The organism is Streptomyces sp. NPDC005811, assembly GCF_040630405.1.
In the GTDB taxonomy this organism is placed as follows: domain Bacteria; phylum Actinomycetota; class Actinomycetes; order Streptomycetales; family Streptomycetaceae; genus Streptomyces.
The window spans coordinates 272,284-284,512 of sequence record NZ_JBEXXK010000001.1 but is presented as its reverse complement, the minus strand read 5'-3'; the positions used below and the strand labels follow the sequence as shown (position 1 = coordinate 284,512).

Here is a 12,229-nt window from a genome sequence, read left to right as displayed (position 1 = left end):
ATGAAGGGCACCCCCTTTTCCCATGAGCAACCACAAGAAGCACCGGAGCCGTCGCATCCTGGCCCTCGGCACCGCCGGCGCGTTAGCGCTGGGCGCGAGCGTCGCGGCGATGGCCTCGGCGACCGGAACGGCCACCACGACCACCGCGACGGCCACCGTGTGCTCGTCCGACCTCGTCTTCACCGAGTCGAAGGCGTCCGCCACGGTCGGGGACAACCCCCGGCACGTGGTCACCGGTGACCTCGACGGCGACGGCAACGCCGATGTCGTCGCGGCCAACAACGACGGCGACTCGCTGTCCGTGCTGCTGGGCAACGGCGACGGCACCTTCGGCACGGCCACCGAGTACGCGGTGGGCGACAAGCCGTACCAGTCCGTGATCGCCGACTTCGACGCCGACGGCACCCCGGACATCGCCACCGCCGACTTCGACGGCGGCACCGTCAGCGTCCTGCTCGGCACCGGGGACGGCACCTTCGGCAGCTCCGTCCAGTACACCGTCGGCGCGGGCGCCCGTTCGCTCGTGCCCGGCGACATCGACGGCGACGGCCATCTGGATCTGGCCGTGGCCGAGGAGAGCGGCGGCGGCGTGAGCCTGCTGTTCGGCGACGGCACCGGGGCGTTCACGGTCGACCTGGAGGCCGTCACCCTGACCCGGCCGCACGGGCTGGTCCTCACCGACTTCGACGGCGACGGCGCGCTCGACATCGCCACCGCCAGCGTCGCCACCGCGGGCGGCGTCAGCGTGGCCCTCGGCAACGGCGACGGTTCCTTCGGGGACGTCACCGAGTACGCCAGTGTCGCCCGGCTCTACTCGATCGCCCAGGGCGACTTCGACGGGGACGGCGAGACCGACCTGGCCACCATCAGCAACGGCTCCAACACCCTGGAGATCTACGCGGGCCAAGGGGACGGCACCTTCGCGGACCCGGTCGACTACACGACGTCCGCCCTGCCGGTCGCCGTGGGCGCCGCCGACCTCGACGGCGACGACGTGACGGACGTCCTCGTCTCCTCGGTCAAGGGCAACTCCGTCACCGTCTTCCAGGGCACCTCGGGCGGCGACCTCACCGAACTGACCGAACTGACGTCCGCCGGGGCCTACGAGGCGGCGGCCGCCGACCTGACCACCGACGGCACCCAGGACCTCGTGGTCGCGAGCAGCAGCAGCGACGAGGTGGACGTGTTCACCGGGTCCTGCGGCTGAGACCGGCCCCCGGCAGCGGGGCCACCGGGGCCGGCGACGGGGTGACGACCCCGCCGCCGGCCTTCTGCCGTCCCGCGTCAGTGGTCCTCGTCCCCGGCGAGACGCAGCAGTACCGCGGTGCCGGGGCGGGGCAGGGTGACCGTGAGGTGGGAGGTGGTCGGGTCCCACGTGGTGGTGGCGTCGGAGGTGGCCGGGTGGTGCACCGCGGGGCGGATGCCGGTGCCGCGCAGGTGGGGGATCGGGAGGGTGCGGGTGCTGTCGTCGGGTGTCCGCGGGGCCCCGGGGGCCGGTGCGCGGCGCCATACGGTGAGCCAGGTGGCGGCGCCGGCCGGGCCGCGCAGGCCGGCGGCGAGCCAGGTGTCCTCCCAGGCGGGCAGCCCGAGCGGCCAGAAGGGAAGCGCGGCGGGGATCTCCGGGCGGAGGGTCTTGTAGGCGGAGACGGCGGAGCGCACGAGCGCGGACTGTTCGGGGCTCATCCGGTCGAGGAAGCCGGACAGATGGATACGGCCCTGGAGGGCGCCGGTGAGGGTGAAGGCGATCTCGTCGGGCGTGAAGTGCGGCTGGGGGTAGGCCCAGACGGCGGCCTGCTCGGGGGTGACGGCGGTGGCGGCCGCGGCGGCGATGGGCGGGTAGCGGGCGGGGTCCTGCTGGTCGCTGGTGGACTGCACCTGGGTGACGGCGAGTTGGGCGTGGTCCATCCGGAGTCCGCCCGAGGCGCAGTTCTCCAGGACGAGCCCGGGATACCGGTCGAGCAGGGAGCCGAGCCAGTCGAGGTGGGCGCGGTGGTGGCCGAGCAGTCCGGCGCCCGCGCTCTCGGTGCCGTTCTCGGTGCCGGCGCCGATGTTGACGTTGTAGTCGAGCTTCAGATAGCCCACCCCCCAGTCGCCCACGATCCGGTCGACGACCCGGTCCAGGTGGGCGCGGGCGGCGGGGTGGCGCAGATCCAGGTGGTGCCGGCCGTGCTCGGTGACGCGGACCCCGCCCCGGCGGAAGAACGCCTCGGGCGGCAGGGTGCGGGCGAGGGGGCTGCGGACGCCGACCACTTCGGGCTCCAGCCAGAGGCCGGGGGTCATGCCGTGCCGCACGACGGCGTCCAGCACCTCCCGGATGCCGCCGGGGAAGCGGCGGCCGGAGGGCTCCCAGGCACCGACGGCGTCCCACCAGCCCTGGGCGTCGTCGTCGTACCAGCCGGCGTCGACGACGAACACCTCGGCGCCCGCCGAGGCCGCCGCCGCGACGAGCGGCAGGAGCTTGTCGGTGGTGGGGTCGCCCATGAGGGTGTTCATGTAGTCGTTGTAGATCACCGGGAGTGCCGTGTGGTCCGGGTGGGGGCGGCGCGTCCGGCGGCGGTAGGAGGTGAGTTCGCCGAACGCCGCGTCCAGGCCTCCGGTCCGGGATCCGACGAGGACGGCCGGGACGGTGGTGAACTCCTGCCCGGGCGCGAGGGTCTCGTGCCACTGGTGATGGGCGTCGTCGGGGCCGAACAGCGCGACGTAGGCGGCGCCTTCGCGTTCGCCGGTCTCGTAACGCCAGCCCGCACTGGACTCGATCTGCCAGAGCCAGGCGCGTCCGGCCGGATCGGTGAGCGCGGCGAGCGGCAGATGCCGGCCCGTGGACCAACTGCCCTGCGAGGAGCGCTCGAAGCAGCCGCGTCCCTCATGGCCGTGGGCGGACCGGTTCAGGGGGACGACCTGCTCGCGGAAGGGGGCCCGGCGCCAACGGCATTCGGCGAGCCAGTCGTTGTCCGCCCAGTGCAGGGTCGGACCGGCGGTCGGGGAGCCGCCTGTGTCCGGGGGGCCGCCGGTGTCCAGGAGGCCGCCGAGTGCCAGGCTCGACACGCTCTCCAGCCGGAGCGGGGTCTCCCCCTCGTTGACCAGGCGCACCTGGGAGCGCAGATGACCGGCGCCGGGGCCGGTCATCAGGGCGATCTCGGCGGCGAGACCGGTCACCGGGTCCTTCAGCCGGATCGTCGTGGTCACCCGGTCGCCGTCCGCCACCGTCTCCCGGCCCCGGTGGGCGAGGCGGCCGCCGACGGTGGTGTCGACGAACCGCTCCCCCGACCAGGTGCGGCCGTGCCCGGTGACGGTCACCTCGACGAGGGGCGACAGCCGGTCCCAGTCCTGGCCCGCCACCCCCAGCCGGACCGCCCCGGCGGAGTCCGCCACGGCGTGCAGCCCGAGGACGTCGTGGGACCACAGGACGGTCTGCTCGGCTGCGACGGCCAACGAGGCCTCCCCTTCCGGTGTGCGGGTGTGCGGGTTTCCGTGGGCCCGGGTCTCCCTGGTCCGGGCGTATCTACCCACGGATGTGACCGGTCACCCCCGCCCGTGCCGGGGCGGCCTCACCTGACGTCGACGAAGTCCCCCGCGGCGGTGGACGGGCCGGTGGTGCCCGTGCCCGCGAAGACGTACCGGTAGTAGCCGTCCTTCGTGGCCTTGACGGTGGTCCTCAGGGCGCCGCCGCTGCCGGTGGTGACCGTCTTCACGGTGGTGTAGGTGCTGCTGCCCTTCTTGCGGAACTGGAGCTTCACCGACTGGCCCCGGTACCCGGCGTAGGTGTGGGTCTCCCAGTTGGCGCGGGTCAGCTTGCCGGTGACCGTGATGGTCCGGCCCTTCTTCACCGGCTCGGGCGAGGCGTTGACGGTCACCTTGGCGTTCCGCTTGATCTTCGCCGTGGCCGCGACGTCGTCGTCCGTCCAGTCGTCGGTCGCGTCCTGTGCCTCGATGAGCATGTTCCAGGTGCCGGCCAGGCTGTTGCGGTGCAGATCCCGCCTGGGGTCCACCTCGAAGGACATTGCGCAGGCGGAGACGGTGGGGTCGGTGGGCGAGACGGTGCAGGTGCCCGCCGGGGGGTATTGCGGCAGGTGGCCGTCGGCGTCGTCGGTGTTGGGGCCGTGCCACAAAAAGGCCCAGGTCGCGGCGACACCCTCCGGGTCGGTCACCGTCCAGGTGAGGGTGACGGTCTTGCGGTTGGTCGTGCCGAGCACGATGTCCTTGCCGCCGTTGACGGCGACGTTCGAGAACGTGCTCCCCCCGATCGGCACCCGGGCCGCTGCCTGGGCGGCGGCCGGCACCACCGACGCGGACACGGCGGTGGCAAGGGATACGACGGCGACGGCCGAGCGGATACGCATGGACTCCCCCTTCGGGACGCTCGGGCCCGCCGGCTCCTCCGCGCGGCGGGCCTGATGATGTGTCACGCTGCCTAGACCCACGAGGGGCGGTCCCGGTTGCCCCGCGCGGACCCTCGACCTCTTCTCATGCCGCCGATGACTCCGAGGCCGCCGCCACGTCGATCACGGCCTTGCCCCGGGCGTGCCCCCGCTCCACATGGCGCAGCCCCTCGGCGGTGTCGGCCAGGGCGTACGTCCGGTCGACCACCGGGATGAGCGCGCCGTGCTTGTACAGCGCCATGGGCACGACATCGAGCGCCTGCGCGATCCTGCGCATGCTGAGCGCGTCGGCCCCGCCCTCGTCGGCCAGCGCCACGGCGGTGTCCAGCACCCGCTTCCTGCTCAGGGGCGCGCGCTGCTGCGTGCCGATCTCCACCAACCGTTCCTAATCAGTGAGCAGGAGTGAGTCTTGGACCCATACCTGGTCACTACGGACACCCCGAACGGTTTTGGATGTCCTGGTCGCCCGCTTACTCGCCGCGTCCGGCGGCACGGATCGTGTCCGTGGTCCGGGGATGCGGGGGCGGGGTTCCTCACGCCCAGGGACACGCCGGTCGGCCTGGACGGTCCGATGCCCGTGCACATCGCTCTGGTGTGCACGGGGCGGTGTCGTCCGTCGCCGGATCGGGTGTCCCTGGGCGCGTCGCCCGACCGCGATGCTCGCCGCGTCGTGCCGGGTGGTCTTACGGGTGGGGCCGGCCATCGGTTTTTGCCAGTGCTGGGCGCCCCATTTGCTGGTGTAGGCCGGGTCCACGGCGATGATCGTGACACCTGTGGCGTCGGCCATAGAGGTCAGCCGGGCGCGGAGCCTGCCAGTCGGCATGCCGGAGATGAGCTGCCGGAATCGGCGCTTGTGCCCGTGCTTCTCTCTGGTTTTCTCGGCCTGGAAGTCGAGGTCTTCGACCGCGATGGCCTTGACGCCGCAGGTCTTGGCCCAGTTCAGCAGCCGTGTGAGGGCGTGCCGTACCTGGGCGTCGCGGTGCTGGGCGCCTGCGGACAGGTCGTAGAAGAACCGGCGCGGCCGGCCGACCGGGTTGCCGTGCGTGTCCAGGCGCCATGCGGCGAGGTGATCGGCGTTGGTGTCCACGCCGATCACGCCATGGGTGAGGGCGGCTTCGAGCGGGAGGGTCCTGGCGGGTGGGATCTGCCAGGCGGCGTCCGTGTACCAGCGTCCGCGTCCTGTGTCGTAGTGGATGCGGTAGGCCACGGCCCGGTCGGCTTCCACGCGGTCGGCCCACTCCTGCCCCCGGTGCCGGAACCGCACCTTCGCAGCGAGCACGTACCGGCCATGCCTGGCGTTCGCCAGGTCGGCGAGCGGGGCCGGGAGCTTGATCGACACTTCGCCCTCGGGCGTGATACGGACCGTCTCGTTGCCGAACCCTTTCCCCGACTCGCCGTCCGCTTGGAGGAACCAGCGCCCGGCTTCCCACCGCTCACGCCACCCGGCCCCGGTGAGCTGCGCCGTGTCGAGGTTGTGACGGGCGCCCAGCAGACGTTTGCCGCCACGCACGACATGTACCCAGCCCGCTTCCCGGTCGGCCCGAACCCTCTCGAGCCGGTCCTCCAGCACATGCAGCCGTCGCGTCTTGTGAAACCACTCGTGCGCGGAGCGGTAGCCGCCCGGAGCCCGCTTGGTGCCTTTGTGACCGACCGGCAGCGACAGCCGGTGCCGGATCGTCGTGATACCGGCTTCGAGAGACTGCACGTGTGCGGCCTGGCCCCGCCGGGCGAGCGCCCACTGGTCATGCGTGGCCCTCGTGATCGACCCGGCCCACCTGGACGACGACTGGGCTGTCAGGTGCCGCTTACGGGCCGCCCATGACTCGGTGGAGTGCTCCAGGCCGTCCGCGCAACGCGCTTTGAGGTCCTTCGAGGCGAGCGAGCCCAGGTGCGCACCCACCAAGCGCAGAACCTTCTCATCCTCGGGGGCAAGGTCCTTCAGCCGGGCACGGATCGCGACACCGGACGGACCGAGAGCAACGAACGGTGCGGCAATCGGGCGGAGGTCAGCCATGTTCGGCGGCTTCCAGTGCCTTGCGGGCGCGGTTCTTCGCCGACCCGCGCCCGTACAGGCGGGCGCAGAACGAGGTCAGCACCTCCACCATGTCCCGCACCAGGTCGTCTTCGACCTCGCCGTCATCCAGGACCAGCAGGCGACGGCTCGTCGCGGACAAGGCAGCCTCGACAAGCTCGACGTTCATCCGGCCGAGCCGGTCCTTGTGCTCCACCACCACGGTGGTCACGTTCGGGTCGGCCAGCAGACGCCGGGCCTTGGACCGGCAGCCGTTCATCCCGGAAGCGATCTCCGCCTCAACACGAACGACTCGGTGACGGGCCTGCGCCGCCCACGCCGACAGGCGAGCGACCTGGCGTTCCAGATCGGCCTTCTGATCGTGCGAGGACACACGGGCATACAGGCCCAGACCGCCGATGGCCTCGGGGGCGGTGTTTGCGTCGATGTTCACCAGGATCGTGCGTGGCCCCACCCGCTGAGCCGGTACCGGCAACGTTCCCTCACGGAACCAGCGGTACGCGGTCTGCGGATGCACGCCCTGCGTCTTCGCCCATTCCGTCAGATTCACACTCCGACAACGACACTCACTCATACATGGTCACGCTCACTTAACCGACTTTGAGGACCAGCAGGTGGAGAACCCTCTCGTACGGGCAGGTCCCGGCACCCGGACCCGCCCCTGCCCGCCACCGAAGTTACCGCGTCCCTTCCGCGGGCTCCCCGCCCGGTGGGCCCAGCGCTTCCCCGGGGCGGCGGCCGCGCGGGCCGTGCACAGGGCGGAGAGGAAGGTGCGGAGCCCGCGTGACGGAACAACCCGGCGCCCGCCTCGACGCGATGGCCCTGTACGACCTCCAGCACGTCCGCAACGCGCCGGCCGCCCGGCCGGCCCGCCCCGGCCCTCTCACGCCCGCCGATCTCGAACCGTACGACCAGCTCCACCACCTCGGCCACCGGGCCCTCGACCACGCCGTCGCCCGGCTGGGTGCCGTCCCCGGCGCGGACGTCGTGGACATCGGCGCCGGGCTCGGCGGTCCGGCCCGCTATCTCGCCGAGCGGTACGGATGCCGGGTCACCGCCGTCGAACTACAGCCGGAACTCCATGAGCTGAGCACGGAGCTCACCGCGCTCTGCGGGCTGTCGGAGCGCGTCACCGCCGTACGGGCCGACGCCCTGGCCCTGCGCGGGGCGCCCTGGTCGCAGCGGTACGACCATCCGGTCTCGCTCCTGACGATCCTGCACATCCCGCGCCGCGCCGACCTCTTCGGCGTCCTCCACGGCCTGCTGCGCCCCGGCGGCACCTTCTACCGCGAGGACTTCTACGCCCGCCGCCCCCTGACCGACGGGGAGCGGGCCGAAGCGGACCTGACCGACGTCGTCTGGACGGACGCCACCGGCCTCTGGCTGCCCTTCGTCGTCGACCGGGCCGAGCGCTTCCGGCGGGAACTCCCCCAGCACGTACGCCTGCACGGCGAACCGCTCGCCACCCGGCTGCTGCGCTTCTACGACACGGTCGCCTCCCTGTTCACGGGCGGCGGGGTCGGCGGCGTCCGCCTCTCGGGACGACGGGACTGAACCGCCCCCCGTTCAGCCCTCGAACGCGGTCCGCAGGGCCGTCCCCATCAGGGCGATGGCCTCCCGCGCCGCCGGTACCGGGCCGGTGTGGGTGAAGTAGTGGTCGACGCCCTCGAAGACACGGTGGGTGACGGGGACGCCGGCGGCCTCCAGGGCCTTGGCGTAGGCGTCGCCCTCGTCGCGCAGGCGGTCGTTCTCCGCGGTGATGACCAGGGCGGGCGGGAGTCCGGCGAGGTCGTCGGCCAGCCCCGGAGAGACCAGCGGATGGGCGCGGTCGGCCGGGTCGGGAACGTAGGCGGCGGTGAAGATCCGCATCAGCCCCGGGCTGAGCAGCGGCCTGGCGATGAGGGAGCGCTTGGTGGCCGGGTCGGCGACCTGGTCCAGCGGGGCCGAGTCGAGGATCTGGAGGCGGGGGGTGAAGGTGCCGCGGTCCCGGGCGAGGCGGCAGACCGCGGCGGTCAGGTTGGCCCCGGCGCTGTGCCCGCCGACGGCGAGCCGCGTACCGTCCCAGCCGCCCGCGGCGCCGTGCGCGGCGACCCACGCGGTGACGTCGTAGGCCTGCGTGACGGGTGCGGGGTACGGCCGCTGCGGGGCGACGGCGTAGTCCACGTTGATCACCACACAGCCGGCCGTGGCGGCTATGGACCGGCAGATGTGGTCGTCCTGTTCCGGGCGGCCGACCACGAAACCGCCGCCGTGGAAGTTGACGTAGACGGGGGCGGGTGAGGCGGCGGCCGGGGCCGCGGGGCGGTAGACGGTGCAGGTCACCGGGCCGGCGCCGGTCTCCACCCGGAGGGTTTCGGCCGGCGTCGGAACACCGGTGGACCGCAGGTCCGCGTGCACGCGGGACATCACCCGGCCGAGCAGCAGCTGGACGCCTCTGGCCTGGATTCCTGAGCTCAATGACATGACCCCGCCTCAACTCTCCAAAGTTCAAGTATCAGGATTCCTGATAATGCACCTTGGGTGGGGATGTCAAGCGGACCGGGGCGGGGAGACGGCCACCGGATCGCGGCGGGCCTGGTGGTGGTCGGTGTCGCGGGGGGTGGCCAGGACGGTGCGGGTCCGTTCCGCCAGGCTTGCCTCGGAGAGGGTGCCCTGGCCGGCGAGGAGGGACTCCAGGGCCGCGAGCCAGTGGGTGTAGTAGCTCCACGGTTCGCCGTCCGGTTCCTTCTCCCAGCGGCGGATGGACGCGATGAGGGAGAGCTGGAACTCGCTCCAGGCGTAGTGGCCGCTGTCATGGGCGGCCACCGCCAGGGCGAAGGCCCGCAGCTCCCACGGTGCCTCGAAGGGGCGGTCGGCGCCCGGCAGACCGCAGACGAGGTCCTCCACGCGCCGGCGCGCGTCGTCGGATCCGGCGGCGTTCATGACGCCGGGGCGGCGACGGGACCGACGCCGATCATCGAGTTCCGGGTGACCAGCGCCCGGAGCCGCTCGGCGCTCAGCCCCTCGGTGCCCTCGGGCCGCCGCGGCAGCACCCAGTACCGCAGTTCGGAGCTGGAGTCCCAGACCCGGATCTCCACCGAGTCCGGGATCGGGAACCGGAAGTCCTGGGCCAGCACCTTGCGCGGCTCCCGGACGATACGGGCCCGGAACGGCGGCGCCTTGTACCAGTTGGGCGGCAGACCGAGCACCGGCCACGGGTAGCAGGAGCAGAGCGTGCAGACGATCACGTTGTGGACGGCGTCCGTGTTCTCGACCACGACCATGTCCTCGCCCTGGAGGCCGCCGATGCCCATCTCCGCGCAGGCGGCGGAGGCGTCGTCGAGCAGCCGGGCCTTGAACGCGGGGTCGGTCCAGGCCCGTGCCACGACCTTGGCGCCGAGCTGGGGTCCCACCTCGTTCTCGTAGATCTCGGCCAGCCGGTCCACCGCGGCCGTGGTCAGGACGCCCTTCTCGATCAGCAGCGCTTCCAGCGCCCTGACCCGCGCGGTGATCTCGGCCTGCGTCCGCAGCCGGGTGTCGGTCGGTGCCATGGTCACTTCTTCCCTTCGGCGAGGCTCATGTAGGGCTCCCAGGCGTCGTAACAGACGGTGGCGTTGGGGTCGCCGGCCTTCGCTCCCCAGAGCTCGTGCGCGGTGAAGCGGACGGTGTAGAGGTGCTCGGGCGCGTCGTCGCCGCCGTTGCCGGCGCTGTCGGGGTAGATGAAGGTGCCGTGCGCCCCGGTGACCACACCGGTGCGGCCGCGGACGTAGCGGGCCCGGCGGGTGTGTCCGACCGGGCTGTCGGCGGCGATGGTGACGACGTCGCCGACGGCGAACCGGGCCGCCTTGTCCGACGGGCGTGCGGCGGGCGCCCCGCCGGTGACGGCCGCGTCGACGAAGGCCAGCAGCTCGGGGTCCTCACGCTGCGGCAGTGCCGCGTCCGGGTGCGCGAGGAAGAACGCGGTCCGCGCGGCCAGTTCGGCGGGGTCGATCATCCCGGCCTTCGCCGCGAAGTGCTCGGCGGTGTGCACCCAGTGCTCGTAGTAGTTGGACAGCAGGTACTCCGCCGGGTCCATCTGCTCGATCCCGTGCCGGAACATGTCGACGTTGAACAGCCCGGCCCGGAAGCAGCTGGCGAACAGGGAGAACGCCCCCTTCTCCCACTCGGCGCGGAAGACCGGCTCGTTCTCCTCGGTCAGCACGGGGCCCAGCCCGTCCGTACCGCCGAGGTCGAATACTCCGTTCATACGGCTGCTCCGTTCATACCTCTGCTCCGTTCGTACGGCTGCTCGCGGCGGCCGGTGGCGCGGGGAAGCCTCCGACGGCCTGTTCGTAGGTGTGCGCCACCCGCAGGACGGTGGCGTCGTCGAAGCGCCGGCCGACGATCATCAGTCCGGTCGGCAGTCCGCCGACCGGTCCGGCCGGCACGGTGCACGCCGGGTGGCCGGTCACGTCGAACGGGGCGGTGTTGCCGACCATCGACAGCGCGGTGGTCAGATAGTCGGCCAGCGTCACGTCGGCCGGGGGAAGGGCGGTCGCCGTGTACGGGAGGGTGGGCATGACCAGCACGTCGTACCGGGCGAGCGCGGCGTCGTAGGCCGCGCGCACCTCGGGGACGAGCCGACGGGCCATGGCGTAGTACTTCCCGCCGCCCTCCTCGAAGGTGTGGCGCCCGGACAGCCCGACCAGCTTCACCGTCCTGGACAGCTCGTGCCCGTGCTCCAGCCGCCGCCGGGCGAAGTGGGCGATCAGCTCGGGGTCGTAGAAGCCGTCGGTGTTCATGCCGTACGCGTTGCCGTCGAGCATCTGGTACGCGGCGCCCTCGGTCGCGATCACGTTCCACACGTGCAGGGCGTCGGTGTGCCAGGGGACCGACACCTCCGCCGCGTCGAGCCCGGCGCCGCGCAGAACGTCTACCGCGGCGCGGACGGAGGCGTCGACCGCCGGGTCCGACACGGCCGTACCGAATCCCTCGGCGACCACACCGACCCGCAGGCCCGCCGCGGGTTCGGCGAGCGCCGCCGGGTAGTCGACCGGGGCGACCGCGCCCGGCTGCCGGGGATCGGCGCCGTCCGGGCCGGCCAGGACGGCGAGCAGGGCCGCGGCGTCGGCCACCGTGCGCGCCATCGGCCCGAGGTGGTCGATGGTCCGCTCGATGGGGAACGCGCCGGTGTAGGGCACCAGTCCGTGCGTCGGTTTGTGCCCGACGATCCCGCAGAAGGCGCCCGGGATGCGGATCGAACCGCCCTGGTCGCCGCCGACGGCCAGATCGGCCTCGCCCGCGGCCACGAGGGCACCGCAGCCGCTGGAGGAGCCGCCGGCGGTGCGGGTCTCGTCCCACGGGTTGCGCACCGGGCCCGGGTGCGAGGTGAAACTGGCCCCGGAGAAGCACAGGTCCTCGCAGACGGCCTTGCCGGTGATCGTGGCTCCGGCGTCGAGCAGCCGGCGGACCACGGTGGCGTCCTGGCGGGGCACGAAGCCCTCGACCGTGCGGGATCCGTTCATCATCGGTACGCCCGCCACGGCGATGTTGTCCTTGACGGCCACGGTACGCCCGGCGAGCGGGCCGTCCGCCGACCCGGTGAGCGAGGTGGTCACGTACCAGGCGCCGAGGCGGTTGTGCCCGGGCCGGGGCGCCGCCCACTCCCGTCGGGGTGCCGGGGCGCTCCGGGCGGCGCGTGCGTAGAGTGCCTCGACCGCGGCGGGGGAGGCCAGGGTGGCCTCCACCGCGGGCGCGTACTCGGCGAGTTCGGCGGGGGTCAGTCCGAACCGGAAGTGCCGGCCGAGGGCGGCCAGGCGCTCGGCGTCCGGTGGGGGAAGAGACGTCATGGGGCGGTTCC

At 72.6% G+C, this 12,229-nt stretch carries 12 protein-coding genes; 2 read left to right on the top strand and 10 right to left on the bottom strand.

The window, feature by feature from the left end:
- Positions 1 to 22: 22 nt before the first annotated feature.
- A complete protein-coding gene (locus tag ABZ490_RS01290; protein ID WP_358982640.1) occupies positions 23 to 1,207 on the top strand; it encodes a VCBS repeat-containing protein in 1,185 nt (394 codons plus the stop codon).
- 77 nt (positions 1,208 to 1,284) lie between these two features.
- Here the strand turns inward: ABZ490_RS01290 and ABZ490_RS01285 are convergent, their stop codons facing one another.
- From ABZ490_RS01285 to ABZ490_RS01265, 5 genes are all read right to left on the bottom strand, one after another.
- Entirely contained in the window at positions 1,285 to 3,432 is a 2,148-nt protein-coding gene (locus ABZ490_RS01285; protein WP_358982638.1) for a glycoside hydrolase family 36 protein, read from the bottom strand.
- Positions 3,433 to 3,548: 116 nt separating this feature from the next.
- Positions 3,549 to 4,340, bottom strand: coding sequence for a hypothetical protein (locus ABZ490_RS01280; RefSeq protein WP_358982636.1), 792 nt, complete (start codon positions 4,338 to 4,340; stop codon positions 3,549 to 3,551).
- 124 nt (positions 4,341 to 4,464) lie between these two features.
- Complete coding sequence (locus ABZ490_RS01275) at positions 4,465 to 4,758, bottom strand: zinc-binding dehydrogenase (RefSeq protein WP_358982634.1); 294 nt, start codon at positions 4,756 to 4,758, stop codon at positions 4,465 to 4,467.
- 6 nt (positions 4,759 to 4,764) lie between these two features.
- Positions 4,765 to 6,393 carry an IS200/IS605 family accessory protein TnpB-related protein gene (locus ABZ490_RS01270; protein WP_358982632.1) on the bottom strand — a complete coding sequence of 543 codons (1,629 nt, stop codon included), beginning with the start codon at positions 6,391 to 6,393 and terminating at the stop codon, positions 4,765 to 4,767.
- A complete protein-coding gene (locus tag ABZ490_RS01265; protein WP_358982630.1) occupies positions 6,386 to 6,961 on the bottom strand; it encodes an IS607 family transposase in 576 nt (191 codons plus the stop codon). The genes ABZ490_RS01270 and ABZ490_RS01265 overlap by 8 nt, the downstream gene beginning before the upstream one ends.
- Before the next feature lie 233 nt (positions 6,962 to 7,194).
- Here ABZ490_RS01265 and ABZ490_RS01260 point away from each other — a divergent pair, with 233 nt between their 5' ends.
- On the top strand, positions 7,195 to 7,965 hold the full coding sequence (locus ABZ490_RS01260) for a methyltransferase domain-containing protein (RefSeq protein WP_358982628.1): 771 nt from the start codon (positions 7,195 to 7,197) through the stop codon (positions 7,963 to 7,965).
- 12 nt (positions 7,966 to 7,977) lie between these two features.
- On the opposite strand, the gene ABZ490_RS01255 is transcribed toward ABZ490_RS01260, so the two are convergent.
- The 5 genes from ABZ490_RS01255 to ABZ490_RS01235 all read right to left on the bottom strand — a co-directional run bounded on the left by ABZ490_RS01255 (position 7,978) and on the right by ABZ490_RS01235 (position 12,218).
- Positions 7,978 to 8,874: an alpha/beta hydrolase gene (locus tag ABZ490_RS01255; RefSeq protein WP_358982626.1), complete on the bottom strand. Its 897-nt coding sequence runs from the start codon at positions 8,872 to 8,874 to the stop codon at positions 7,978 to 7,980.
- Between the two features lie 66 nt (positions 8,875 to 8,940).
- On the bottom strand, positions 8,941 to 9,333 hold the full coding sequence (locus ABZ490_RS01250; RefSeq protein ID WP_358982624.1) for a nitrile hydratase accessory protein: 393 nt from the start codon (positions 9,331 to 9,333) through the stop codon (positions 8,941 to 8,943).
- Complete coding sequence (nthA, locus tag ABZ490_RS01245) at positions 9,330 to 9,941, bottom strand: nitrile hydratase subunit alpha (RefSeq protein WP_358982622.1); 612 nt, start codon at positions 9,939 to 9,941, stop codon at positions 9,330 to 9,332. The genes ABZ490_RS01250 and nthA overlap by 4 nt, the downstream gene beginning before the upstream one ends.
- 2 nt (positions 9,942 to 9,943) lie before the next feature.
- A complete protein-coding gene (gene nthB, locus ABZ490_RS01240) occupies positions 9,944 to 10,636 on the bottom strand; it encodes a nitrile hydratase subunit beta (protein ID WP_358982619.1) in 693 nt (230 codons plus the stop codon).
- Positions 10,637 to 10,649: 13 nt separating this feature from the next.
- Positions 10,650 to 12,218 (bottom strand): amidase, encoded by a 1,569-nt coding sequence (locus tag ABZ490_RS01235; protein ID WP_358982617.1) that lies wholly within the window; start codon positions 12,216 to 12,218, stop codon positions 10,650 to 10,652.
- Positions 12,219 to 12,229: the final 11 nt, after the last annotated feature.